We start from the raw sequence: 25,319 nt of genomic DNA, 5'->3' as shown, positions 1-25,319 counted from the left end.
ATCAGCGCTTCTTGCCGGTGCGGCGGCGACGGACGATGAGCTTGTCGCTCGGCTTGTTCGGACGACGCGTGCGGCCCTCCGGCTGGCCCCAGGGGCTCACCGGGTGACGACCACCGGACGTCTTGCCCTCGCCACCACCGTGCGGGTGGTCGATCGGGTTCATCGCGACACCACGGACGGAGGGGCGCTTGCCCTTCCACCGCATGCGGCCGGCCTTGCCCCAGTTGATGTTCGACTGCTCGGCGTTGCCGACCTCGCCGATCGTCGCGCGGCAGCGCAGGTCGACGTTCCGGATCTCGCCGGACGGCATGCGCAGCTGCGCGTACGGGCCGTCCTTCGCCACCAGCTGCACCGACGCACCGGCCGAGCGGGCGATCTTCGCGCCGCCACCGGGCTTGAGCTCGATGGCGTGGATGACCGTACCGGTCGGGATGTTGCGGAGCGGCAGGTTGTTGCCGGGCTTGATGTCGGCGCCGGCACCGTTCTCGATGACGTCGCCCTGCTTCAGCTTGTTCGGCGCGATGATGTAGCGCTTCTCGCCGTCGGCGTAGTGCAGGAGCGCGATGCGCGCGGTGCGGTTCGGGTCGTACTCGATGTGCGCGACCTTGGCCGGCACGCCGTCCTTGTCGTGACGACGGAAGTCGATCACGCGGTAGGCGCGCTTGTGCCCGCCGCCCTGGTGCCGCATGGTGACGCGGCCGGTCGAGTTGCGACCACCGGTCTTGTGCAGCGGACGGACCAGCGACTTCTCCGGCTCCGAGCGCGTGATCTCGACGAAGTCGGCGACGCTGGCGCCGCGGCGGCCCGGCGTCGTCGGCTTGTACTTACGGATTCCCATGGGGATCTGTCCTCAATCTGCTCTCAGGACCCGGTCAGCCGACCGGTCCGCCGAAGATGTCGATCGTGCCCTCGCGGAGGGTGACGATCGCGCGCTTCGTGTCCTTGCGCTTGCCCATCCCGAACTTCGTCCGCCGCGTCTTGCCCTTGCGGTTGATCGTGTTCACGGACTCGACCTTGACCGCGAAGACCTGCTCCACGGCGATCTTGATCTCGGTCTTGTTCGCACGCGGGTCGACGATGAAGGTGTACTTGCCCTCGTCGAGCAGCCCGTAGCTCTTCTCCGAGACGACCGGTGCGATCAGGATGTCGCGGGGGTCCTTGACGACGGTGGTCACTTGGCGTCCTCCTCGACCTCGGACGACGTCGCGACAGCGGTCGCCGTGCGGCCCTTGGCGGGACCGGCGAGGAACGAGTCGAGCGCGCCCTGGGTGAACACGACGTCGTCGGAGACGAGCACGTCGTAGGTGTTGAGCTGGTCGGCGACGAGCAGGTGGACCCGCTCGACGTTCCGCAGCGACTTCCACGCCAGCTCGTCCGCACGCTCGACGACGACCAGCACGTGCTTGCGGCCGGACAGCTGGTCCAGCACGCTCACGGCGGCCTTGGTCGAGGGCGCCTCGTTGACACCGAAGCCGGTGACGACGTGGACGCGGCCTGCGCGGGCGCGGTCCGAGAGAGCACCGCGGAGCGCCGCGGCCTTCATCTTCTTCGGGGTCCGCTGGGAGTAGTCACGCGGGGTGGGGCCGTGGACGACGCCACCACCGGCGAACTGCGGCGCACGGGTCGAGCCCTGACGGGCGCGGCCGGTGCCCTTCTGCTTGTACGGCTTCTTGCCGCCACCACGGACCTCGCCACGGTTCTTCGTGTCGTGGGTGCCCTGGCGCGCCGCGGCGAGCTGCGCCACGACGACCTGGTGGATCAGCGGGATGTTCGTCTGTGCGTCGAACACCTCACCGGGCAGCTCGGCCGTGCCGGCCTTCTTGCCCGTGGTGTCGACGACGTCGACGGTCAGCGTCTCGGACATGGGGTTCATGCCCCCTTCACGGCGGTACGCACGACGACGACGCCACGCTTCGGGCCGGGAACCGCGCCCTTGAGCAGCAGCAGACCCTTCTCGACGTCGACCGAGTGCACGGTCAGGTTCTGGGTGGTCTGGCGGGCGTGGCCCATGCGACCGGCCATCCGCACGCCCTTGAACACGCGCGACGGCGTCGAGGCGCCACCGATCGAGCCCGGCTTGCGGTGGTTGCGGTGCGCACCGTGCGAGGCGCCGACGCCGGAGAACCCGTGGCGCTTCATGACACCGGCGGTGCCCTTGCCCTTGGTGGTGCCGATCACGTCGACCAGCGCGCCGGCCGCGAAGGCCTCGGCGGTGATCTCCTGGCCGAGGGTGAACTCGGCGGCGTTGGACGTGCGGATCTCGGCCACGTGCCGACGGGGGGTGACCCCCGCCTTCTCGAAGTGGCCCTTCAGCGGCTTGGTCACCTTGCGCGGGTCGATCTGGCCGTAGGCCAGCTGGATCGCGGCGTAACCGTCAGCCTCAGCGGAGCGGACCTGGGTCACGACGTTGGTGCCGACAGCGACCACGGTGACGGGGACGAGACGGCCATCGGCGTCCCAGACCTGCGTCATACCGAGCTTCGTGCCGAGCACCGCCGTGACGGGGCGCGCGTTCTGCTGGGTAACCATGAAGATCAGTTCCTTCCCAGCGTCAGAGCTTGATCTCGATGTTCACGTCCGCGGGCAGGTCGAGACGCATGAGCGAGTCGACGGCCTTCGGCGTGGGATCGATGATGTCGATGAGCCGCTTGTGCGTGCGCATCTCGAAGTGCTCGCGGCTGTCCTTGTACTTGTGGGGCGACCGGATGACGACGAAGACGTTCTTCTCCGTCGGGAGCGGCACCGGGCCAACGACCGTCGCACCAGCGCGGCTCACCGTGTCGACGATCTTGCGCGCCGAGCTGTCGATGACCTCGTGGTCGTAGGACTTGAGCCGGATGCGGATCTTCTGTCCCGCCATGGCGTCGTCTGCTTCTCTCTCTTCGTCCTGCTGCTGTCCGACCCCCGCACTCGGGCGTGTCGCTTTTCGCGACGTACCTTTGCGCCGGTCTCCGTCGTGCGCACCGGGGCGCGGCGACGGGGACGAGGTCGTTGATGGATGGAGCCCGTGCACCGGGTGACCCCGGGCTTCCAGCTGGGCTCTCAACGCGTCCCTGCCCTGGGGTTCCGGCCGCCCGAGCGCACGCGCACAGACAGGCCCCTCCCCGGGCAACTTGTCTAGTGTGCCAGGCACGGCGCGATAAAGCCAACCGGACCTGCGTCACACCCGCATGATCACGCGCCAGGCGATGCTACCGGGGCCTTCGGGCGAGCGCGAGGGCCTCCGCGGCGGGGCAGCGGCACCCGCGGCCGGCCCCCCGGGCATGCCCGCCGGGCGCCCCGGCAGAGAGCGCCTGCCCGGCGCCCCGGGCGAGAGTGCGTGCCCCGCGCCCCGGGAGAGAGTGCGCCCGTCCCACGGGATTGCGCCCCCAGCAGCGGGCGCGGTCCCGTGCGGGGGGCGCAGTCCCGTACCCGAGGGCTCGGTCCCGCACGCCAGGGAGTTCCCGCGCACCGTCTGCACGGCCGGCACCCAGGGAGAGACTGCGCCCGTCCCACGGGTTTGCGCCCCCAGCAACGGGCGCGGTCCCGTGCGGGAGGCGCAGTCCCGTACCCGAGGGCTCGGTCCCGCACGCCAGGGAGGTCCCGCGCACCGCCTGCACGGCCGGCACCCAGGGAGAGAGTGCGCCCGTCCCACGGGATTGCGCCCCCAGCAACGGGCGCGGTCCCGTGCGGGAGGCGCAGTCCCGTACCCGAGGCGCAGTCGCGCGTCAGGTGCAGACCAGCACCAGGGCTGCAGACCCGACGGCCAGGCGCAGGCCCGCATCGGGCGCGTGGTCCCGTGCGCGCGGCGCAGTCCTGAACCGGGGCGGCGCCGTGCGCCGGGGCAGTCCCGTGCGCCGGGGGCAGTCCCGTGCGGGCCGGCGTCAGCGCCGTGGCGGGGTGAGTCCCGCGGCCGACAGCCGGCGGACGAGTCGCGAGCCGTCGAGCGCGTCGGCCCAGGTCCAGCGGACGACCGAGAGGCCCAGTGCACGGAGCCGGTCCTCGCGGAGCTTCTCCGCCCAGACCCGGTCCTCCAGGGCTCGGCCGTCCGGGACGCCGCCCACGCGGTACTTGACCCGCCCGTCGAACTCCCCCACGAGGCGCAGGTCCGGCCACCAGAAGTCGACCCGCCCCACCGTGCCTTCCGCGTCGGTGACGACGTGCTGCAGCTCCGGGCGCGGCAACCCGTGCTCGATCATGCGCGCCCGGCTCAGGGACTCCCCCGGGGACTCCGCGAGCGGGTCGGCCGAGGCCAGCACCCGCCGCGCACGGCGGACGCCCCACGCGGTCCCGAGACGGTCGAGGGCGCACTCGAGCACCGCGGCGTCACGGACCAGCTCCCGGAGCGTGTGGTCCACCGCGACCAGCCCGGACGCGAAGCCCTCCGTCCTGGCGAGGTCCACGGCCGTGGTCGCGGGCGGGGTGACGCGCAGCCCGTCACGCACCACGGAGCGAGGCGGCACGGTCGAGGTGCGACGGCGGACGCCGTTCCGCGAGCGTCCTCCCGTCGCGGGACCGACGGCCACGTCGACCAGGTCCGACCAGCCGCCCAGCACGGGGACGCCCCAGACGGCGGCGGCCGACCGGTGCGAGAACACGGGGTCGCCCAGGGCCCGGTCCGCCGCCCGCACGCGGAGGAGGTGCCGCCGGACGTCCGAGGCCTCCCGCCACTCCGTGCCGTCCGCGTACATCCCGCGCCGCACGCGCACGAGCGCCCCCGCGCGGACCGCGGCCGCGAGGGCGTCGGGGCCCATGCCGCGGGCGCCCGCCTCCGCGGCGGACACCACGCAGCCGGGCGCCAGGGGCAGGACCGGAGACTCCACGACTGCCACGCTCGCACGGCCGCCGGCCCGGCAGCCCGTCGTCCCCAGCTCGCATCCATAGCACCTCGGTGCACCGGCGCGCCGAGACCGCGCCCGTCGCACGGGACTGCGCCCTCTGCACCGGGCGCGAACCCGCGTACCGGGCGCGAACGCGTGGCCGGCCGGCGGGCTGGAGCCCTCCCGGCCGGGGTGAGTCCCTCCGGCCGAGCGGCGGAGCTCCCCGCCCGGCGCAACCGGGGGCTCGCCGAAGGCGCGGGGGCGAGGCGCGGGGGGCGCTACCGTGCCGGACATGACGACACCTTCCGAGCGCACCCGCCGCTGGCTCGCCGGCGCCGCCGTCGGCGCGTCCCTGTCGCTCGCCCTGGCCGGGTGCACCGGTCAGCCCGATGCCGACGAGACGTCCGCGCCTGCCCCCGCAGCGGAGCGGGTCGACTCCCCCAGCCCGGCACCGGCCGTCACCGACGACACCCCCTCCGCACCGTCCACGCCCGCCCCAGGCGACCCGTGCGACCCGGCCGGCGGCGACCCGGACTGCACCGACGCCACGGTGGACGAGACGTTCCGGCACATCGCGGGGTACGCCGACTGCGTCGCCGAGTGGGCGTCGGCCGGGAGCGACGAGGCGCACGGGCTGTGCACCGACCTGGACGGCGACGGCTCGTCGGGGTACGGCGACAGCCACTGACGGATCTCGCCCGCGGCGAGCCGCGCGGGCACGCAGAAGGGCCCGGGTGCCGAAGCACCCGGGCCCTCCCGGTCGATCAGTCCCCCGAAGGGGTCAGATCACTTGACGATCTTGGTGACGCGGCCCGAGCCGACGGTGCGGCCGCCCTCGCGGATGGCGAAGCCGAGGCCCTCCTCCATCGCGATGGGCTGGATCAGCGTCACGGAGATCTCCGTGTTGTCGCCCGGCATGACCATCTCGGTGCCCTCGGGCAGCGTGATGACGCCGGTGACGTCGGTCGTCCGGAAGTAGAACTGCGGACGGTAGTTCGAGTAGAACGGGTTGTGACGCCCGCCCTCGTCCTTGGCCAGGATGTAGACCTGGCCCTCGAACTCGGTGTGCGGCGTGATCGAGCCCGGCTTCACGACGACCTGGCCGCGCTCGACGTCCTCACGCTTGGTGCCGCGGAGCAGGAGGCCGCAGTTCTCGCCGGCCCACGCCTCGTCCATCTGCTTGTGGAACATCTCGATGCCGGTGACCGTGGTCTTCTGCGCCGGGCGGATGCCGACGATCTCGACCTCGGAGTTGATCTGCAGCTTGCCGCGGTCGACCTTGCCGGTGACGACGGTGCCACGACCGGTGATCGTGAAGACGTCCTCGATCGGCATGAGGAACGGCTTGTCCATGTCACGCACCGGCTCCGGCACGGACTCGTCCACGGCGTCCAGCAGGTCCTCGACGGACTTGACCCACTCCGGGTCGCCCTCGAGCGCCTTCAGGCCGGAGACGCGGATGACCGGCGCCTCGTCACCGTCGAAGCCCTGCGACGACAGCAGCTCGCGGACCTCCATCTCGACGAGCTCGAGGATCTCCTCGTCGTCGACCATGTCGGACTTGTTGAGCGCCACGAGCAGGTACGGCACGCCGACCTGACGGGCGAGCAGGACGTGCTCACGCGTCTGGGCCATCGGGCCGTCGGTGGCGGCGACCACGAGGATGGCGCCGTCCATCTGCGCCGCACCCGTGATCATGTTCTTGATGTAGTCGGCGTGACCCGGCGCGTCGACGTGAGCGTAGTGACGCTTCTCCGTCTGGTACTCGACGTGCGCGATGTTGATCGTGATGCCGCGCTGCTTCTCCTCGGGCGCCTTGTCGATCTCGTCGAAAGGCGTGAAGGGGTTCAGGTCGGGGTACTTGTCGTGCAGCACCTTCGAGATCGCAGCAGTCAGCGTCGTCTTGCCGTGGTCGACGTGACCGATGGTCCCGATGTTGACGTGCGGCTTGGTCCGCTCGAACTTCGCCTTGCCCACTGGGTCCTCCTCAGGACTCTGGTGTAGAGATTGCCGAACGATGCAGGGGCTCAGTGCCCCTGCGGACGTGCGGTCCTACGGGTCGGGTTGATTGGTCGTACTCGGTTCGACCTGTGGGACTACTCGCCCCGGGTCTTCTTGATGATCTCGTCGGCAACATTCCGAGGCACCTCGGCGTAGCTGTCGAACTGCATCGAGTACACAGCGCGACCCTGGGTCTTCGACCGCAGGTCACCGACGTACCCGAACATCTCGGAGAGGGGGACCTGGGCGCGGATCACCTTCACGCCCGTCGCGTCCTCCATGGACTGGATCATGCCGCGCCGCGAGTTGATGTCGCCGATCACGTCGCCCATGTAGTCCTCGGGCGTCCGGACCTCGACCGCCATGATCGGCTCGAGGAGGACCGGGTCCGCCTTGCGGACTGCCTCCTTGAGGATCATGGAGCCGGCGATCTTGAACGCCATCTCGGACGAGTCGACGTCGTGCGCGGCACCGTCGAGCAGCGTGGCCTTGATGCCGACCAGCGGGAAGCCGGCCAGCACACCGAGCTGCATGGCGCTCTGGATGCCCTGGTCGACCGACGGGATGTACTCGCGCGGCACGCGGCCACCGGTGACCGCGTTCTCGAACGCGTACAGCGCGCCGTCCTCGGACTCCAGCGGCTCGAAGGTCATCTGCACCTTCGCGAACTGGCCCGACCCACCGGTCTGCTTCTTGTGGGTGTAGTCGATCTTCTCCACCTTGCGGCGGATCGTCTCGCGGTACGCCACCTGCGGCTTGCCGACGTTCGCCTCGACCTTGAACTCGCGACGCATGCGGTCGACGAGGATGTCGAGGTGGAGCTCGCCCATGCCGCCGATGACGGTCTGGCCGGTCTCCTCGTCCAGGCGGACGCGGAAGGTCGGGTCCTCCTCGGCGAGCTTCTGGATCGCCGTGGAGAGCTTCTCCTGGTCGCCCTTGGTCTTCGGCTCGATCGCCACGTCGATGACGGGCTCCGGGAAGGTCATGGACTCCAGGACCACCGGCGCGTCGAGGGCGCAGAGGGTGTCACCGGTGGTGACGTCCTTCAGGCCGATGAACGCGTAGATGTGGCCCGCCGTGGCCTCGTCGACCGGGTTCTCCTTGTTGGCGTGCATCTGGAAGATCTTCCCGATGCGCTCCTTCTTGCCCTTGGTCGCGTTGAGCACCTGGGCGCCCTGCACGACCTTCCCCGAGTACACGCGGATGAAGGTGAGCTTGCCGAAGAACGGGTGCGCGGCGATCTTGAACGCCAGGGCCGAGAACGGCTCGGAGGCGTCCGGGTGGCGCTCGATGACGACCTCTTCGTCCTTGACGTCGTGGCCCTGGATGGCCGGGACGTCGAGGGGCGACGGGAGGAAGTCGACGACGGCGTCGAGCATGGGCTGGACGCCCTTGTTCTTGAACGCCGAGCCGCACAGGACCGGGAACGCCTCGCCGGAGATGGTGAGCTTGCGGATGCCGGACTTGATCTCGGCGACCGTGAGCTCCTCACCGCCCAGGAACTTCTCGAGCAGGTCGTCGTCGGTCTCGGCGACGGCCTCGAGCAGCTCGCTGCGGAACTGCTCGGCCCGCTCCAGGAGGTCGGCCGGGATCTCCTCGACCTCGTACTTCGCGCCCATCTCGGTCTCGCCACGCCACACGAGCGCGCGCATCTCGACCAGGTCGACGACGCCGATGAAGTCGTTCTCGGAGCCGATCGGCAGCTGGATGACCAGCGGCTTGGCCTTGAGGCGGTTCACGATGGTGTCGACCGTGAAGTAGAAGTCCGCGCCGAGCTTGTCCATCTTGTTGACGAAGCAGATGCGGGGGACCTCGTACTTGTCGGCCTGGCGCCAGACGGTCTCCGACTGGGGCTCCACGCCCTCCTTGCCGTCGAACACCGCGACCGCGCCGTCGAGCACGCGCAGCGAACGCTCCACCTCGACGGTGAAGTCGACGTGACCGGGCGTGTCGATGACGTTGATCTGCGTCTCGTTCGACTTGCCCTTGTTCCAGAAGGCGGTCACAGCAGCAGACGTGATCGTGATGCCACGCTCCTGCTCCTGCTCCATCCAGTCCGTGGTCGACGCACCGTCGTGGGTCTCGCCGATCTTGTAGTTGACGCCCGTGTAGTACAGGATCCGCTCGGTCGTCGTGGTCTTGCCGGCATCGATGTGCGCCATGATGCCGATGTTGCGGACCTTGTTGAGGTCCGTCAGCACGTCCAGTGCCACAGGTTCAGCCCTTCAGTTGGCTCGGGTCCGCCGGTCCCGCTGGGATCACCAGCGGTAGTGGGCGAACGCCTTGTTGGACTCGGCCATCTTGTGCATGTCCTCGCGGCGCTTGACCGCGGCGCCCAGGCCGTTGCTGGCGTCGAGGATCTCGTTCATGAGGCGCTCGGTCATGGTCTTCTCGCGACGGGCGCGGGAGTAGTCCGTGAGCCAGCGCAGCGCGAGGGTGGTCTGGCGGACGGGGCGGACCTCGACCGGGACCTGGTAGGTCGCGCCACCGACACGGCGGGAGCGCACCTCGAGCGACGGGCGGACGTTGTCCAGCGCGCGCTTGAGGACGACGACCGGGTCGCCCTGGGTCTTCTCACGGACGCCCTCGAGCGCGCCGTAGACGATGGCCTCGGCGACGGACTTCTTGCCGTCGAGCAGGACCTTGTTGATCAGCTGGGTGACGACCGGGGATCCGTAGACCGGGTCGACGATGAGCGGCCGCCGAGGGGCCGGACCCTTGCGAGGCATCGGTTCAGCCCTTCTTCGCGCCGTAGCGGCTACGCGCCTGCTTACGGTTCTTCACGCCCTGGGTGTCCAGAGCGCCTCGGATGATCTTGTAGCGGACACCGGGCAGGTCCTTCACGCGACCGCCGCGGACGAGCACGATGGAGTGCTCCTGCAGGTTGTGGCCCTCACCGGGGATGTAGGCCGTGACCTCGATGCCCGAGGAGAGCTTGACGCGGGCGACCTTGCGGAGAGCCGAGTTCGGCTTCTTCGGGGTGGTCGTGTACACGCGGGTGCAGACGCCGCGGCGCTGCGGGCTGCCCTGCAGTGCGGGCGTCTTCGACTTGTTGGTCTTCGGCGTCCGGCCCTTGCGGACCAGCTGCTGGATCGTAGGCACTACGTCTCCGTCATGTTGAGGAAGTCTGGTCTGACCGGCACCCGTCACCCTGGACGGCCGGCTTGGTCCGGATCGTCGCCCGTCGCGCGACTACCCCGGTGGGTCTTTCCTCCCGCACCGACCCCCGCACCCGGGCGTGTCGTCCCGGTCCCGTCCCGCACACCATCCCCCGGGAGACCGGGGTCGAGGTGCGGTGCGGTGGGGGTGACCACCCTGCGCTCGGAGTCGAGCGCGCGCGAGGGCCCGACGGCGCGGGCACGGTGTCCAACGTTACTCGGCGGTCCGCGCACCCGTCAAAGCCTGAGGGTGCCGGCCTGCCACGTCGGTCAGGAAGCACAACGTCGCTCCCCCGCCGTGTGTTCCCGGCGGGAGGGCCCGGGCGGCCGGTGCACGGCCGAGGGGGCCCGCCGTGACGAGCACGGCGGACCCCCTCGGACCGGTGAGGCGCGACGTCAGCGGTAGTCGCCGAAGTCGATGTCCTCGAGCGGGATCGCCTCGCCCGAGCCGAGGCCCAGGGCGGGGAAGTCGATCTCGTCGTAGCCGAAGGACGGGTACAGCTCGGCCTTCGCCTCCTCGGTGGGCTCGACCGACACCTCGTGGTACCGGGGAAGACCGGTGCCGGCGGGGATCAGCTTGCCGAGGATCACGTTCTCCTTCAGGCCCAGCAGCGGGTCGGAGCGGCCCGACATCGCGGCCTCGGTGAGGACGCGCGTCGTCTCCTGGAAGGACGCCGCCGACAGCCACGAGTCCGTCGCGAGCGACGCCTTCGTGATGCCCATCAGCTCCGGACGGCCCGAGGCCGGCTGGCCACCCTCGGCGACCGCACGGCGGTTGAAGTCCTCGAACCGGCCGCGCTCGGCGAGCTCGCCCGGCAGGAGGCCCGTGTCCCCGGAGTCCAGCACGGTCACGCGACGCAGCATCTGCCGCACGATGACCTCGATGTGCTTGTCGTGGATGTCCACGCCCTGGGAGTTGTAGACCTCCTGGACCTCGTCCACCAGGTGCTTCTGGGTGGCGCGGGGGCCGAGGATGCGCAGGACCTTCTTCGGGTCCACCGCACCCTGCACGAGCTGCGTGCCGACCTCGACGTGGTCGCCGTCGCTGACCAGCAGGCGCGAGCGCTTGGTGATCGGGTAGGCGATCTCCTCGGAGCCGTCGTCCGGGGTGAGGACGATGCGGCGCGTGCGGTCCGCCTCGTCGATCGTGATCCGGCCGGAGAACTCCGCGATCGGGCTCTCACCCTTGGGGGTGCGGGCCTCGAAGAGCTCCTGGACACGCGGCAGACCCTGCGTGATGTCCTCCGCCGACGCGACACCACCGGTGTGGAAGGTACGCATCGTCAGCTGGGTGCCGGGCTCACCGATCGACTGGGCCGCGATGATGCCGACGGCCTCGCCGATGTCGACGAGCTTGCCGGTGGCCAGCGAACGGCCGTAGCACTTCGCGCAGGTGCCGACGCGCGACTCGCAGGTCAGCACGGAGCGGACCTTCAGCGACTCGACACCGGCCGCCAGCAGGCGGTCCAGCAGCACGTCGCCGATGTCCTCACCCGCGTGCCCGATGACCTCGCCGTCGATCTCGGCGTCGGTCGCCAGGGTGCGGGAGAACACCGAGGTCTCGACCTTGTCGTGCCGGCGCAGCGTGCCGTCCGCCGCCTTGACGCCGATCGGCATCGTCAGGCCGCGCTCGGTGCCGCAGTCCTCCTCGCGGACGATGACGTCCTGCGAGACGTCCACCAGACGACGGGTCAGGTAGCCCGAGTCGGCGGTCCGCAGAGCGGTGTCCGCCAGACCCTTGCGGGCGCCGTGCGTCGCGATGAAGTACTCCAGGACGGACAGGCCCTCGCGGTAGTTCGCCTTGATCGGGCGGGGGATGATCTCGCCCTTCGGGTTCGCCACCAGACCGCGCATACCGGCGATCTGCCGGACCTGCATCCAGTTGCCTCGCGCACCGGAGCCGACCATGCGGAACACGGTGTTGCGCGCCGAGAAGTTCTCCTGCATCGCCTTGGCGACCTTGTCGGTGGCCTGCGTCCAGATCTCGATGAGCTCCTGGCGACGCTCGTCGTCGGTGATGAGGCCCTTGTCGTACTGGCCCTGCACCTTCGTCGCGCGCGCCTCGTGCTCGGTGAGGATCTCCGCCTTGGCCGTCGGCGCAGCGACGTCCGAGATGGAGATCGTGACGCCCGAGCGGGTGGCCCAGCGGAAGCCGGCCTCCTTCAGGGCGTCCAGCGACGCGGCGACCTCGACCTTCGGGTACCGCTCGGCCAGGTCGTTGACGATGACCGACAGGCGCTTCTTGTCGACGACCCCGTTCTCGTACGGGTAGTCGACCGGCAGCAGCTCGTTGAACAGCGCGCGACCCAGCGTGGTCTCGAACAGGAACGGCTGGTCGGCGACGAAGCCCTCCGGCTCGGTGCCCGGCGCGAACACCAGGCCGTCCATGCGGATCCGCACGACCGCGTTGAGGTCCAGGCTGCCCTGGTCGAACGCCATGATCGCCTCGGCGACCGAGCTGAACGCGCGGCCGGCACCCACCGGCTCCTCCTTGTCGGAGGTCAGGTGGAACAGGCCGATGATCATGTCCTGCGACGGCATGGTCACCGGACGGCCGTCCGACGGCTTCAGGATGTTGTTGCTCGAGAGCATGAGGATGCGGGCCTCGGCCTGCGCCTCCGCGCTCAGGGGCAGGTGGACGGCCATCTGGTCGCCGTCGAAGTCGGCGTTGAACGCGCCGCAGACGAGCGGGTGCAGGTGGATCGCCTTGCCCTCGACGAGCTGCGGCTCGAACGCCTGGATGCCCAGACGGTGCAGCGTCGGCGCGCGGTTCAGCAGCACCGGGTGCTCGGTGATGACCTCCTCGAGCACGTCCCACACGACCGGGCGCGCGCGCTCGACCATGCGCTTGGCCGACTTGATGTTCTGCGCGTGGTTCAGGTCGACCAGGCGCTTCATCACGAACGGCTTGAACAGCTCGAGCGCCATCTGCTTGGGCAGACCGCACTGGTGCAGCTTGAGCTGCGGGCCGACGACGATGACCGAACGGCCCGAGTAGTCGACGCGCTTGCCGAGCAGGTTCTGGCGGAACCGGCCCTGCTTGCCCTTGAGCATGTCGGAGATCGACTTCAGCGGGCGGTTGCCGGGGCCCGTGACCGGGCGGCCGCGGCGGCCGTTGTCGAACAGCGAGTCCACGGCCTCCTGGAGCATCCGCTTCTCGTTGTTGACGATGATCTCCGGCGCGCCCAGGTCCAGGAGCCGCTTGAGGCGGTTGTTCCGGTTGATGACGCGGCGGTACAGGTCGTTCAGGTCGGACGTGGCGAACCGGCCGCCGTCGAGCTGCACCATGGGGCGCAGGTCCGGCGGGATGACCGGGACGGCGTCCAGCACCATGCCGGTCGGCGAGTTCGTCGTGGTGAGGAACGCGTTGACGACCTTGAGGCGCTTGAGCGCGCGGGTCTTGCGCTGGCCCTTGCCCGACCGGATGATCTCGCGCAGGTTCTCGCTCTCGGCCTCCAGGTCGAAGGCCTCCAGGCGCTTCTGGATCGCCTGCGCGCCCATCGAGCCCTCGAAGTAGTTGCCGTAGCGGTCCTGCAGCTGGCGGTAGAGCAGCTCGTCGCCCTCGAGGTCCGCGACCTTGAGGTTCTTGAACTTGTCCCAGATGGTGTCGAGGCGCTCGATCTCCGCGTCCGCACGCTTGCGGATCTGGGCCATCTCGCGCTCGGCCGAGTCGCGCACCTTGCGGCGGGCGTCGGCCTTCGCACCCTCGGCCTCGAGCTCGGCCAGGTCGGCCTCGAGCTTCTGCGCGCGGGTGTTGATGTCGTTGTCGCGGCGGTCCGCGATCTCCTTGCGCTCCAGGTCGATCTCGTTCTGGAGGTTCGGGAGGTCCTCCTGACGACCCTCGGTGTCGACCCACGTGATCATGTAGGCCGCGAAGTAGATGACCTTCTCCAGGTCCTTCGGGGCGAGGTCGAGCAGGTAGCCGAGGCGCGACGGCACACCCTTGAAGAACCAGATGTGCGTGACGGGCGCGGCGAGCTCGATGTGGCCCATGCGCTCACGACGGACCTTCGAGCGGGTCACCTCGACGCCGCAGCGCTCGCAGATGATGCCCTTGAAGCGCACGCGCTTGTACTTGCCGCAGTAGCACTCCCAGTCCCGGGTGGGACCGAAGATCTTCTCGCAGAACAGGCCGTCCTTCTCAGGCTTGAGAGTCCGGTAGTTGATGGTCTCGGGCTTCTTCACCTCACCGTGCGACCAGGCACGGATGTCGTCGGCCGAGGCCAGGCCGATACGCAGCTCGTCGAAGACGTTGACGTCGAGCAAGGGGTCCTACTTCCTTCGCTTGCCGGTTCTCGCGGTACGCGGTCCGGCGGAACGGAATGGTGCAAGGGGTGCGGGCGGCCCGCCGGCCCATCGCTCCGGGGAGCGCAGGGCCGGCGGACGCTCGGCGTCAGATCTCGTCGATGGAGCTGGCGGCGTTCGGGCGCCGGGACAGGTCGATGCCCAGCTCCTCGGCGGCGCGGTACACCTCGTCGTCGTTCTCGCGCATGTCGATGGACACGCCGTCCGAGGACAGCACCTCCACGTTCAGGCAGAGCGACTGCATCTCCTTGAGGAGCACCTTGAACGACTCCGGGATGCCCGAGTCGGGGATGTTCTCCCCCTTGACGATCGCCTCGTACACCTTGACGCGGCCCGGGATGTCGTCCGACTTGATGGTCAGGAGCTCCTGCAGCGTGTAGGCGGCGCCGTACGCCTCGAGGGCCCACACCTCCATCTCGCCGAACCGCTGGCCACCGAACTGCGCCTTACCACCCAGCGGCTGCTGCGTGATCATCGAGTACGGGCCGGTCGACCGGGCGTGGATCTTGTCGTCCACCAGGTGGTGCAGCTTGAGGATGTACATGTAGCCCACGGCCACCGGCTCGGGGAACGGCTCGCCGGAGCGGCCGTCGAAGAGCCGCGCCTTGCCGTCGACGCCGACCATGCGCTCGCCGTCGCGGTTCGGCAGCGTCGAGCCGAGCAGACCGGTGAGGGTCTCCTCCGGCACGCCGTCGAACACCGGCGTCGCGACCGGGTTGCCCGGGGTCGAGGACTTGGCGATCTCCGGGACCTCGTCGATCCAGGAGAGGTCGCCCTCGGCCAGCTCGACGTTCCAGCCCTGCTTGGCGATCCACCCGAGGTGGACCTCCAGGACCTGGCCGACGTTCATGCGCCCCGGGACACCCATCGGGTTCAGGACGATGTCGACCGGCGTGCCGTCCGGGAGGAACGGCATGTCCTCGACGGGCAGGATCTTCGAGATGACGCCCTTGTTGCCGTGACGGCCGGCGAGCTTGTCGCCGTCCGTGATCTTGCGGCGCTGGGCGATGTACACCCGGACGAGCTCGTTCACGCCGGCGGGCAGCTCGTCGCCGTCCTCGCGGTTGAACGTGCGCACCTCGATGACCGTGCCGGACTCGCCGTGCGGGACCTTGAGCGACGTGTCGCGGACCTCGCGGGCCTTCTCGCCGAAGATCGCGCGCAGCAGGCGCTCCTCCGGGGTCAGCTCGGTCTCGCCCTTCGGGGTGACCTTGCCGACCAGCACGTCGCCGGCCGCGACCTCGGCACCGATGCGGATGATGCCGCGCTCGTCCAGGTCCGCCAGGACGTCCTCGGAGACGTTCGGGATGTCCCGCGTGATCTCCTCCGGGCCGAGCTTGGTGTCGCGCGCGTCGACCTCGTGCTCCTCGATGTGGATCGAGGACAGGACGTCGTCCTGCACGAGGCGCTGCGACAGGATGATCGCGTCCTCGTAGTTGTGGCCCTCCCACGACATGAACGCGACCAGCAGGTTGCGGCCGAGCGCGAGCTCCCCCTCGTCCGTCGCCGGGCCGTCCGCGAGCACCGAGCCGACCTCGACCCGCTGGCCCTGGTCGACCAGGACGCGCTGGTTGTAGCTCGTGCCCTGGTTCGAGCGGCGGAACTTCGCCGCGCGGTACGTGGTCGTCGTGGCGTCGTCGTTCGCGACCGTGATGAGGTCCGCCGACACCTCGGTGACCACACCGGGCTTCGTGGCGACGATGACGTCACCGGCGTCGACCGCCGCGCGCCACTCCATGCCGGTGCCGACGAGCGGCGCCTCGGAGCGGACAAGCGGCACGGCCTGGCGCTGCATGTTCGCACCCATGAGGGCGCGGTTGGCGTCGTCGTGCTCGAGGAACGGGATCAGCGCGGTACCGACCGACACCATCTGGCGCGGCGAGACGTCGATGTAGTCGACGACCTCGGCCGCGACGTCCTCGGTGTCGCCACCCTTGACGCGGACCAGGACCGTGTCCTCGGCGAACCGGCCGTCCTCGCGCACGGCCGCGTTGGCCTGGGCGATGACGTAGCGGTCCTCGTCGTCGGCGGTGAGGTAGTGCACCTCGTCGGTGACGCGACCGTTCTCGACCTTGCGGTACGGGGTCTCGACGAAGCCGAACGGGTTGATCCGCCCGAACGTCGCGAGCGAGCCGATGAGGCCGATGTTCGGGCCCTCAGGGGTCTCGATCGGGCACATGCGGCCGTAGTGCGACGGGTGGACGTCACGGACCTCCATGCCGGCGCGGTCGCGGGACAGACCACCCGGGCCCAGCGCGGACAGACGACGCTTGTGCGTCAGGCCGGCGAGCGGGTTGTTCTGGTCCATGAACTGCGACAGCTGGCTCGTCCCGAAGAACTCCTTGATGGAGGCCACGACGGGGCGGATGTTGATCAGGGTCTGCGGCGTGATCGCCTCGACGTCCTGCGTCGTCATGCGCTCGCGCACGACGCGCTCCATCCGGGACAGGCCCGTGCGGACCTGGTTCTGGATGAGCTCGCCCACCGCGCGGATGCGGCGGTTGCCGAAGTGGTCGATGTCGTCGGTCTCGACGCGGACCTCGATCGCCTCGCCGTTGCGGCGGCCCGGGAGGGTCGTCACGTCGGCGTGCAGCGCGGCCATGTACTTGATCGCGGCGACGATGTCGTCCTTGGACAGCACCGAGTCGGCCAGGGGCACGTCGATGCCGAGCTTCTTGTTCACCTTGTAGCGGCCGACCTTCGCGAGGTCGTAGCGCTTCGGGTTGAAGTAGAAGTTCTCGATCAGCGCGCGGCCGGCCTCGACCGTCGGCGGCTCGCCCGGGCGGATCTTGCGGTACAGGTCGAGCAGCGCCTCGTCCTGGGTCTGGACGTGGTCCTTCTCCAGGGTGTCGATGACGGCCGGGAACTGCGCGAACTCCTCGCGGATCTCCGACTCGGTCATGCCGAGGGCCTTGAGCAGCACGGTGGCGTTCTGCTTGCGCTTGCGGTCGACGCGGACGCCGACGTTGTCGCGCTTGTCGATCTCGAACTCCAGCCACGCACCGCGGCTCGGGATCATCTTGACCGTGAAGATGTCCTTGTCGGACGTCTTGTCGGCGGTGCGCTCGAAGTACACGCCCGGCGAACGGACCAGCTGCGAGACGACGACGCGCTCGGTGCCGTTGATGATGAAGGTGCCGCGCTCGCTCATGAGCGGGAAGTCGCCCATGAAGACCGTCTGGCTCTTGATCTCACCGGTGGTGTAGTTCACGAACTCCGCGGTGACGAACAGCGGCGCCGCGTAGGTGAAGTCCTTCTCCTTGCACTCGTCGGCCGTGTACTTCGGCGGCTCGAAACGGTGCTCGCGGAACGACAGCGACATGGTGCCGCCGAAGTCCTCGATGGGGGAGATCTCCTCGAAGATCTCCTCCAGTCCAGCGGTCTCCGGTACGTCCTGGCGACCGGTCTCGAGAGCGGCGGCGACCCGGGCCTGCCACTTCTCGTTGCCCAGCAGCCAGTCGAAGCTCTCCGTCTGCAGGCCGAGGAGGTCGGGGACCTCCAGCGGCTCGTCGATCCGGGCGAAGGAGAGGCGGCGGGATGCGGTGCGGTTCGCGATGGCTTCGGACGTTGCGGAGGAGGTGCGCGAGGCAGCCAAGAGGGGTCCTTCCCAGCAGATCGAGTTCCCTGCGCCGTGCCCGGCGGTTCGCGACCCCCCGGCCTCGGGCCTCCGGGCATCGCGTACTACGATGCTGGTGAGCGCGGGTTATACGGGGTCGCGGGCACAGGCCAGCGCAAAGCGCTAGCGTAGTACGAATGTGGCGGCAAGTCCAACGGCCGTGGTATGGGACGTGCGCCACACCCGCCGGGGACCCGGCCACGTCGCGGGGTCCGGACGCTGCAACGCCGCCCACGTCCGGTCGCGTCCTGGGGCGACCGCGCACGGGGCGCGTCGAGCGCCGCCGCACGGCGTGGCGGCAAGGGCGCGGCGCGTGCGCCCTCGGCGGGGACGTCGGCCCGTGCGGCGACACGGATCACCGGCGCCGCGGAGTGCGCCCGGTAGCCGGGACCGCGCCCTCTGCAGAGGGCGCAGTCTCGTGCAGAGGGCGCGGTCTCGTGCAGAGGGCGCAGTCTCGTGCAGAGGGCGCGGGCGGCGCGCCGGGCGGGCGCGACGAAGGCCCGCACCCCCGGGGGAGTGCGGGCCTTCGTGGAGCGTCCGGGCGGCCTAGCGCGTGAGCGCCGGGCCCCCGGGGCGGGTCACTTGAGGGTGACGGTGGCGCCGGCGCCCTCGAGGGCGGCCTTGGCCTTGTCCGCGGTCTCCTTGTTGACGTTCTCCAGGACCGGCTTCGGCGCGCCGTCGACGAGGTCCTTGGCCTCCTTCAGACCGAGCGAGGTGAGGCCGCGCACCTCCTTGATGACCTGGATCTTCTTGTCGCCGGCGGCCTCGAGGATGACGTCGAACTCGTCCTTCTCCTCCTCGGCCGGGGCGTCCGCACCGGCACCGCCGGCCGCGGGGGCGACGGCGACGGCGGCCGGGGCCGCAGCGGTGACCTCGAAGGTCTCCTCGAACGCCTTCACGAACTCGGAGAGCTCGATGAGGGTGAGCTCCTTGAACGCGGAGATGAGCTCGTCGGTGGTGAGCTTCGCCATGGTGGCGGTTCCTTCCGTCTCGATCCCCTCCGGTCACGGCGACCGGCAGGGGCAGGGTGTGGGGCGGCTGAGCCTGGTCGGCTCAGGCAGCGGTGTCGGCGGTCTCCTGCTGGGCGCGGAGAGCCTCGACGGTGCGCACGGCCTTCGACGCGGGCGCGGTGAAGAGGTAAGCCGTCTGGAACAGCTTGGCCTTCATCGCACCGGCGGCCTTGGCCAGCAGGACCTCGCGGGACTCGAGGTCCGCGAGCTTGGTGACGTCCGCGGCGGTCAGGGCGCGTCCGTCGAGGACACCACCCTTGATGACCAGCGCGGGGTTCGCGCGAGCGAAGTCCCGCAGACCCTTGGCGGCCTCGACCGGGTCACCGGTGACGAAGGCGATGGCGGACGGGCCCTTGAGCTCGTCCGCGATCCCCTCGATGCCGGCTTCCTTGGCCGCGATCGCGGTCAGCGTGTTCTTCACCACGGCGTAGTTCGCGTTGCCGCTGAGCGACCGACGCAGCGACTTGAGCTGCGCGACGGTGAGCCCGCGGTACTCGGTCAGCACGGCCGCGTTCGAGTCACGGAACTGGTCCGTGAGCTCGGCGACTGCGGCTGCCTTGTCCGGCCTCGCCATGTCGATCCTTCCGATGGTGGTGCCGCAGGGCGTCGTCCTCGACCCCGAACGCGAAAGAGCCCCGGCGCAGGCCGGGGCTCGCAGCACGCACGTCTTCACGCACGACCATCGAACTTCGAAACCTGCGCGGGCCTCCGCCGGAGCGGGACTTCGGGCGGCTCTCGGACGCACCCCACGGAAGCGGGGAGAGCACGGGAGCCGACGACCTGCGGTCTTGGGCAGCGACCAGACTACGGCACGCGCGCCGGGGGCCCAAATCCGCCGGTGAGCGGCTCCTCGGTGGCCCCGGGCGCCGATCCGGTGGCCCGTCAGTCGCGCGGCGCCCCGGGCAGGTGCGACGCGAGCAGCTCCGCGAGGTGCACGCCCTGCACGCCGGCGAGCTGGTCGGCCTGCGTCCGGCAGGAGTACCCGTCGGCGAGCAGCACGTCCCCCGGGGCGGCCTCGCGCAGCGCGGGCAGCAGGGCGTGCTCGGCGACCTGCACGGACACGTCGTAGTGCCCGGCCTCCATGCCGAAGTTCCCGGCGAGGCCGCAGCAGCCCGCGAGGGTCGAGAACGACGCCCCGGCCTCGGACAGGAGCGTCCGGTCCGCGGTGTAGGTCATGACCGCGTGGTGGTGGCAGTGCGGCTGCACGACCGCGGTGACGTCGGACAGGTCCGGGAGCTCCCACCGGTCGCCGGGGCCGACCGGCGACGGAGCGGTCAGCAGCTCGGCGAGCGTCCGCGTCGCACGGGCGACCGCGACGGCCCGCGGGTCGTCGGGGAGCAGGTCGAGCAGGTCGGAGCGCAGCACGGCGGTGCAGGACGGCTCGAGCCCGACGATCGGCACGCCGTTGACGGCGTACGGGCCCAGCACCTCGAGCAGGTGCGTGAGCCGCTTGCGGGCCCCGTCGAGCTGCCCGGTGGAGATCCAGGTGAGGCCGCAGCAGGCGTCGTGCTCCGGGACCAGGACCTCGTAGCCCGCGGCCCGGAGCACCCGCACGGCGGCGACGGGGATCGACGGCGCGAGCGCGTCGCTGAACGAGTCGGTCCACAGCAGGACCGGGGGCCGGCCCGAGGTGCCGGTCACCGACAGCGACGTCCCGCCCGCGGTCGACGGCGCTCCCCCGCGGCGCACGTCGACCTCGCCGCGGCGCACCCGCGACCGGAACGGCGCGGGGGCGAAGTCGACCATCTTCCGGCGGGTGTCCATGCCGCCGAGCCGGAGCACGACCTTCGCCAGCGGCCGCACGCCCAGCACCGCGTTGCTCAGCCGTGCGAGGCCGGGCACGCCGGTGACGAGCCGGGTCCAGCGGGGCAGCCAGCCGAGCACGTAGTGGTTCACCGGGCGGAGCCGGCCGCGGTACGTGCGGTGCAGCACCTCCGCCTTGTACTGGGCCATGTCCACGCCCGCGGGGCAGTCGGACGAGCAGGCCTTGCACGACAGGCACAGGTCGAGGACGTCGTGCACCTCCGGCGAGGACCAGCCGCGGGACACCAGCGACCCGTTCGCCATCTCCTGCAGGACCCGGGCGCGACCGCGCGTGGAGTCCTTCTCGTCCTTGGTGGCCAGGTACGAGGGGCACATGAACCCGCCGGTGGCCGAGGAGTCGGCGCGGCACTTGCCGACGCCGACGCAGCGGTGCACCGCGGTGGTGAAGTCCCCGTGGTCGTGCGCGTACGCGAAGCCGCCGTGCCCGGCGGGGATCGGGCGGGCGTGCGGCCGGCGCAGGTCGGCGTCCAGCGGGCGGGGGCGCACCAGCACGCCGGGGTTGAGCAGGTCATCGGGGTCGAGCAGGTCCTTGAACGCGCCGAACGCCGCCAGCGCCTGCTCGGAGTACATGACGGGCAGCAGCTCGGAGCGCGCCCGGCCGTCGCCGTGCTCCCCCGACAGCGACCCGCCGTGGGCGGCGACGAGGTGCGCCGCGTCGGTCATGAAGGCGCGCAGGGGGTCGCCGGACCGCTCCATCGGCACGTCCAGGCGCAGGTGCACGCAGCCGTCGCCGAAGTGCCCGTACGCGAGGCCGTCCACGCCGTGGCTCGCCATCAGGGCCTCGAGCTCGCGCAGGTACGCCCCGAGCCGCTCGGGCGGCACCGCAGAGTCCTCGAACCCGGGCCACGCCTGCTCGCCCGACGGGGTGCGCCCGCCGAGCCCGGCGCCGTCCTCGCGGATGCGCCACATGGCGGCGGCCTCGGGCCCGGGCGGGAAGACGCCGACCGCGCGCGTGCCGGCGTCCGCCGCGAGGGCGCGCGCCCGCTCCAGCGCCTCGTCGAGCGTGTCCCCGCCGACCTCGACCATCATCCAGCCGGCGCCCTCGGGCAGCGGCGGCACCGCTGCGGCGCCCTTGACCCGCCGGACCACGTCGACCAGGCGGGCGTCCATGCCCTCGATCGCGAGCGGCGCGTGCGCGAGCAGCGCGGGCACGGCGTCCGCGGCGGTCGCCATGTCGGGGTAGCCGAGCACGACCAGCACCGGCGCGGCGGACACCGGCACCAGCCGGACGGTCGCGCCGAGCAGCGTCACGACGGTGCCCTCGGTCCCCACGAGGGCCTTGGCGAGGTCGGCGCCGCGCTCGGGCAGCAGGTGCTCCAGGGAGTAGCCGGAGACCTGGCGGCCGAACCGCCCGAGCTCCGTGCGCAGCGTGGCCATCTCGGCGCGGACCAGCTCGTCCAGCCCCGGGACCGGGTCCAGGCCCTTGCCGGCGGTGAACCGGCGGCCCCGGCCGTCCACGACGTCGAGCTCCAGCACGTTGTCCGCGGTGCGCCCGTAGGCCACCGCGCGCGGCCCGCACGCGTTGTTCCCGATCATCCCGCCGAGCGTCGCGCGGGCCTGCGTCGAGGGGTCCGGGCCGAACCGCAGGCCGTGCGGGGCGGCGGCCTTCTGCAGCATCGCCATGACGACGCCCGGCTCGACGCGCGCGGTCGCGGTGCCCGGGTCGACGTCCAGCACCCGGTTGACGTGCCGGGACCAGTCGAGCACCACGCCGGTGCCCACCGCGTTGCCGGCCACCGAGGTGCCGCCGCCGCGCGACGTCACCGGGACGCCGAGACCCCGCGCGACCTCCAGCGCCGCGAGGGCGTCGTCGACGTCGCGGGGGAACACGACGACGGACGGGACGACCCGGTAGTTCGACGCGTCCGTGGAGTACTCGGCGCGGCGCCGGGAGGAGTCGTCCACGCCGCCGGCGACCGCGGAGCGCAGGGCCCGGACGAGCTCGGCGGCCTCGGCGGCGGCGTCGGCGCGCGGCGCGGCGCCCGGAGGGAGGGACGTGGCGGTCGACACGCGCCCCAGTCTCGCACCGGCCCGGCGCGGGTCGGCCGGGACGTCCAGCACCCGGGCGGGGCGGGCGCGACGTCCCCGGGGACGACGACGCCCCCGCCGGACCGGGTCCGCGGGGGCGTCGTCGACGGCGTCGCTCAGTCGAGCGCGGCGTCCAGCGTGATCTCGGTGCCGGTGAGCGCCTTGCTCACCGGGCAGGTCGCCTTCGCGTCATGCGCGGCCTGCAGGAACCCCGCCTCGTCCAGGCCGGACACCTCGCCGCGCACCTTCAGGGCGATGCCGGTGATCCGGAAGCCCCCGGCGGGGTCCGGGCCGAGGGTGACGTCCGCCGTGACCTCGAGCGACTCCGGGGTGCCGCCCGCCTCACCGATCAGCGCCGAGAGCTGCATCGCGAAGCAGGACGAGTGGGCGGCGGCGATCAGCTCCTCGGGGCTGGTGGTGCCGCCGGCGTCCTCGGCCGCGCGCTTCGGGAACGACACGTCGTAGGTGCCGACCTTCGAGCTGCTGAGCTCCACCTGGCCGCCGCCCTCGTTGAGGGTGCCGTTCCAGGCGGTGCGTGCGGTGCGTGTGGGCATGTCGGGGCTCCTCACGGGTACGGGAGGGCGACCGGCCGGCCGCCCGCGCGACCCACCGTAGGTCGCGCCGGGCACCCGCGCACGCGCCTCAGCCCACGAACTCCCAGTGCCACGGCTCCGGCTTCGACCCGGACGCGCGCGCCCAGTCCGGCAGCGTCCAGCCGTACTCCTCGGCGTGCGCCAGCATCCAGTCGTGCTGCTCCGTGCCGAACGAGTAGGCGTTGCCGCCGAGGTCGATCGCCGTGCCGTTGCCGTGGTTGGACGTGCCCGGCGTCGCGCACAGGCTGCCCTTCTGGCGGCGGCACGCCACCTGCTGGCCGTACGACCGGTAGGAGTCGGTGATCACGAGGTTGGTGCCGAACTGGGCGGTGAAGGCGGTGTTGAGCCGCTCGAGGCCCTCGGCCGCGTCGCAGCGCAGCTGCTGACCCGGGGCGAACCCGAGGTCGCACAGCGCCGACGCGGGGATCTGCCCGTTGTCGTAGCTGTCGAGCGACGTGCGCTGGGCCTCCTTGCGGGCGGCCTCCGCGGCGGCGGCCGCTGCGGCCGCGGCCTCCTGCGTCTGCTGCGTGACGACCTGCAGCTCGGCGGTCAGCGTCGCGACCCGCTCGACCGCGGCGGTGAGGCGCGCGGCGGCCGGGTCCTCGGGGTCCTCCGCGGCGACGGCGGGCTCGGAGACCTCGGCGGTCGGCTCGGGCGCCGCGGCGTCGTCCGACGTCGTCACCGCTCCCGCGGACGCGGCGGCGTCGGCCTGACCCGCGGCGCCGGCGACCTCGACGGCCTGGGCCAGCACGTCACCGGACAGCACCGGCGCGGGCGGGTCCGCCGGCTGCAGCGCCCGGAGCGCGGGCTGCTCGGACTGCGTCGCGGCGATGAGCGTGTCGAGCTCGGCGACCGCGGTGCTGAGCGCGGCGACGGCGTCGGTCGGCACGGCGGAGGCCACGGCGTCGGCCTTCGCGGTGTCGGCCTGCTGCGCGGTGGTGCTCGCCAGGACGACGGCCGCCTGGCGCTCCTCGACGACCTCCGGCTCGAGGGTCGCGGCCGGCTCGGTGACGGACGCGTCCTGCGTCGGGCCCGTGGTGGCGGCGCGCGCGGCTCCGGCCGCGGCCCGCTCGACGGCGGCCGGGGCGATCGCGAAGCCGCCCACGCCGAACGCGAGGCCGACCGCGACGGCGCCCTGCGCCACGCGGGTCGCGGACCGGCGCGGGGCGCGCCGCCGCCGGCGCTCGGCACGGTTCACCGGGGCGTCCGCGGTCGCCAGGGTCGCGGGGACCGGGACGCCGCGGGCGGGGGTGCGCACGGAGGGGCGCCCCTCGGCGCGGTGGGAGCCGCGCCGGTCGGCGGGCTCCCGCCACGCGACGGCCGCCGGGGGCGGCGGCGCGGCGGCCCGCGGGGGCGGACCGGCGCGGGGCGTCCGCGGGGCGCTCGTCGGCGGGGCCGGCGGCGCGGCGGCCGTGGGCACGCGCCGTCGCGGCGGTGCCGGCGTCGGGCCTGCGGGTGCCGGGGAGCGCGGAGGTGGTGTCGGGGAGCGCGGGGGTGGGGGTGGAGGGCGAGGACGTCACGGGGCGGGTAGCTGCACCTTCGGTCGGGGTCGTCGCGGTCGACGCGGGCTCGGCCGTCGCGGGGGCGACGGTGGCGGCGTCGGGCCGACCGGCGGGCGCGCCGACGCCCGCCTCCCGTGCAGGGGGCGTGGGTGTCGTCGCGAAGGCCGGCTCGGATGCGCCGCGCGGGGCGGCATGCCGTCCCCGGGAGGCGCTCCGCGGGGCGGGCATGCGGTCACTCACGGGGCACGAGGTTAGGCAACGGACCGCGGGGCCGTTCAAGGGTGACGCGACAGGGACGCGAAGATCCCGTGACGATGGGGCCGCGCGATCTTCACGAGATCCGCACAGCCGTGGTCCTCAGGGCGCCCAGGTGCCGACCGAGGCCGTGAGCACGCGCGATGTGGCCCAGGTCACCCATCCTAGCGACGGCTGTGCGCGCGCTGAGCGACCAATGTGTGGGGAAACCGTGACGAATCGCCCAGA

At 71.6% G+C, this 25,319-nt stretch carries 18 protein-coding genes; 1 reads left to right on the top strand and 17 read right to left on the bottom strand.

Features of this window, described 5'->3' with window-relative positions:
* Position 1: 1 nt before the first annotated feature.
* The 6 genes from rplB to QNH85_RS16680 all read right to left on the bottom strand — a co-directional run bounded on the left by rplB (position 2) and on the right by QNH85_RS16680 (position 4,802).
* Complete coding sequence (gene rplB / locus QNH85_RS16705; RefSeq protein ID WP_213281378.1) at positions 2 to 838, bottom strand: 50S ribosomal protein L2; 837 nt, start codon at positions 836 to 838, stop codon at positions 2 to 4.
* Between the two features lie 34 nt (positions 839 to 872).
* Entirely contained in the window at positions 873 to 1,175 is a 303-nt protein-coding gene (gene rplW, locus QNH85_RS16700) for a 50S ribosomal protein L23 (protein WP_213281377.1), read from the bottom strand.
* Positions 1,172 to 1,864 carry a 50S ribosomal protein L4 gene (gene rplD / locus QNH85_RS16695; protein ID WP_213281410.1) on the bottom strand — a complete coding sequence of 231 codons (693 nt, stop codon included), beginning with the start codon at positions 1,862 to 1,864 and terminating at the stop codon, positions 1,172 to 1,174. Before rplD ends, rplW begins: the two co-directional genes overlap by 4 nt.
* A gap of 5 nt (positions 1,865 to 1,869) precedes the next feature.
* The gene (gene rplC / locus QNH85_RS16690) at positions 1,870 to 2,529 is read right to left on the bottom strand and encodes a 50S ribosomal protein L3 (RefSeq protein WP_282948204.1); all 660 of its coding nucleotides are present in this window, start codon (positions 2,527 to 2,529) and stop codon (positions 1,870 to 1,872) included.
* Between the two features lie 22 nt (positions 2,530 to 2,551).
* Positions 2,552 to 2,860 carry a 30S ribosomal protein S10 gene (gene rpsJ, locus QNH85_RS16685; protein ID WP_122147693.1) on the bottom strand — a complete coding sequence of 103 codons (309 nt, stop codon included), beginning with the start codon at positions 2,858 to 2,860 and terminating at the stop codon, positions 2,552 to 2,554.
* A gap of 1,003 nt (positions 2,861 to 3,863) precedes the next feature.
* Positions 3,864 to 4,802 carry a type IV toxin-antitoxin system AbiEi family antitoxin domain-containing protein gene (locus tag QNH85_RS16680; protein ID WP_282948203.1) on the bottom strand — a complete coding sequence of 313 codons (939 nt, stop codon included), beginning with the start codon at positions 4,800 to 4,802 and terminating at the stop codon, positions 3,864 to 3,866.
* Positions 4,803 to 5,091: 289 nt separating this feature from the next.
* Between QNH85_RS16680 and QNH85_RS16675 the strand changes: the two genes are divergently transcribed.
* The gene (locus QNH85_RS16675; protein ID WP_282948202.1) at positions 5,092 to 5,487 is read left to right on the top strand and encodes a hypothetical protein; all 396 of its coding nucleotides are present in this window, start codon (positions 5,092 to 5,094) and stop codon (positions 5,485 to 5,487) included.
* A gap of 98 nt (positions 5,488 to 5,585) precedes the next feature.
* Here QNH85_RS16675 and tuf read toward each other — a convergent pair whose 3' ends face one another.
* The 11 genes from tuf to QNH85_RS16620 all read right to left on the bottom strand — a co-directional run bounded on the left by tuf (position 5,586) and on the right by QNH85_RS16620 (position 24,592).
* Positions 5,586 to 6,776 carry an elongation factor Tu gene (gene tuf / locus QNH85_RS16670; RefSeq protein ID WP_213281373.1) on the bottom strand — a complete coding sequence of 397 codons (1,191 nt, stop codon included), beginning with the start codon at positions 6,774 to 6,776 and terminating at the stop codon, positions 5,586 to 5,588.
* 119 nt (positions 6,777 to 6,895) lie between these two features.
* Positions 6,896 to 9,013 carry an elongation factor G gene (gene fusA, locus QNH85_RS16665; protein ID WP_282948201.1) on the bottom strand — a complete coding sequence of 706 codons (2,118 nt, stop codon included), beginning with the start codon at positions 9,011 to 9,013 and terminating at the stop codon, positions 6,896 to 6,898.
* A gap of 45 nt (positions 9,014 to 9,058) precedes the next feature.
* Complete coding sequence (gene rpsG / locus QNH85_RS16660) at positions 9,059 to 9,529, bottom strand: 30S ribosomal protein S7 (RefSeq protein ID WP_122147699.1); 471 nt, start codon at positions 9,527 to 9,529, stop codon at positions 9,059 to 9,061.
* Positions 9,530 to 9,533: 4 nt separating this feature from the next.
* Entirely contained in the window at positions 9,534 to 9,902 is a 369-nt protein-coding gene (gene rpsL, locus QNH85_RS16655; protein WP_122147700.1) for a 30S ribosomal protein S12, read from the bottom strand.
* A 452-nt stretch (positions 9,903 to 10,354) separates the two neighbouring features.
* Entirely contained in the window at positions 10,355 to 14,224 is a 3,870-nt protein-coding gene (locus tag QNH85_RS16650) for a DNA-directed RNA polymerase subunit beta' (protein WP_282948200.1), read from the bottom strand.
* Positions 14,225 to 14,351: 127 nt separating this feature from the next.
* A complete protein-coding gene (gene rpoB, locus QNH85_RS16645; protein ID WP_213281371.1) occupies positions 14,352 to 17,858 on the bottom strand; it encodes a DNA-directed RNA polymerase subunit beta in 3,507 nt (1,168 codons plus the stop codon).
* Positions 17,859 to 18,457: 599 nt separating this feature from the next.
* Positions 18,458 to 18,850: a 50S ribosomal protein L7/L12 gene (gene rplL, locus QNH85_RS16640; RefSeq protein WP_213281370.1), complete on the bottom strand. Its 393-nt coding sequence runs from the start codon at positions 18,848 to 18,850 to the stop codon at positions 18,458 to 18,460.
* An 82-nt stretch (positions 18,851 to 18,932) separates the two neighbouring features.
* Positions 18,933 to 19,463 (bottom strand): 50S ribosomal protein L10, encoded by a 531-nt coding sequence (rplJ, locus tag QNH85_RS16635; protein WP_213281369.1) that lies wholly within the window; start codon positions 19,461 to 19,463, stop codon positions 18,933 to 18,935.
* Positions 19,464 to 19,771: 308 nt separating this feature from the next.
* Positions 19,772 to 22,723, bottom strand: coding sequence for an FAD-binding and (Fe-S)-binding domain-containing protein (locus QNH85_RS16630; protein WP_428830429.1), 2,952 nt, complete (start codon positions 22,721 to 22,723; stop codon positions 19,772 to 19,774).
* Positions 22,724 to 22,857: 134 nt separating this feature from the next.
* Positions 22,858 to 23,295: an OsmC family protein gene (locus tag QNH85_RS16625; RefSeq protein WP_282948199.1), complete on the bottom strand. Its 438-nt coding sequence runs from the start codon at positions 23,293 to 23,295 to the stop codon at positions 22,858 to 22,860.
* Between the two features lie 88 nt (positions 23,296 to 23,383).
* Positions 23,384 to 24,592 (bottom strand): M15 family metallopeptidase, encoded by a 1,209-nt coding sequence (locus tag QNH85_RS16620; RefSeq protein WP_282948197.1) that lies wholly within the window; start codon positions 24,590 to 24,592, stop codon positions 23,384 to 23,386.
* Positions 24,593 to 25,319: the final 727 nt, after the last annotated feature.

Origin of the sequence: Cellulomonas endometrii (assembly GCF_949769265.1) — a bacterium.
Classification (GTDB): Bacteria; Actinomycetota; Actinomycetes; order Actinomycetales; family Cellulomonadaceae; genus Cellulomonas; species Cellulomonas endometrii.
Note: the sequence above shows the minus strand (reverse complement) of the source record. Positions and strands in the feature narration are given on the sequence as shown.

Bases quoted from the DNA above. Each gene is read 5' to 3' on its own strand.
- rpsJ (WP_122147693.1), bottom strand. From the start codon at position 2,860: ATGGCGGGACAGAAGATCCGCATCCGGCTCAAGTCCTACGACCACGAG.
- QNH85_RS16675 (WP_282948202.1), top strand. From the start codon at position 5,092: ATGACGACACCTTCCGAGCGCACCCGCCGCTGGCTCGCCGGCGCCGCC.
- rplJ (WP_213281369.1), bottom strand. From the start codon at position 19,463: ATGGCGAGGCCGGACAAGGCAGCCGCAGTCGCCGAGCTCACGGACCAG.
- rpsG (WP_122147699.1), bottom strand. From the start codon at position 9,529: ATGCCTCGCAAGGGTCCGGCCCCTCGGCGGCCGCTCATCGTCGACCCG.
- rplL (WP_213281370.1), bottom strand. From the start codon at position 18,850: ATGGCGAAGCTCACCACCGACGAGCTCATCTCCGCGTTCAAGGAGCTC.
- QNH85_RS16625 (WP_282948199.1), bottom strand. From the start codon at position 23,295: ATGCCCACACGCACCGCACGCACCGCCTGGAACGGCACCCTCAACGAG.
- rplD (WP_213281410.1), bottom strand. From the start codon at position 1,864: ATGTCCGAGACGCTGACCGTCGACGTCGTCGACACCACGGGCAAGAAG.
- rplB (WP_213281378.1), bottom strand. From the start codon at position 838: ATGGGAATCCGTAAGTACAAGCCGACGACGCCGGGCCGCCGCGGCGCC.
- rplC (WP_282948204.1), bottom strand. From the start codon at position 2,529: ATGGTTACCCAGCAGAACGCGCGCCCCGTCACGGCGGTGCTCGGCACG.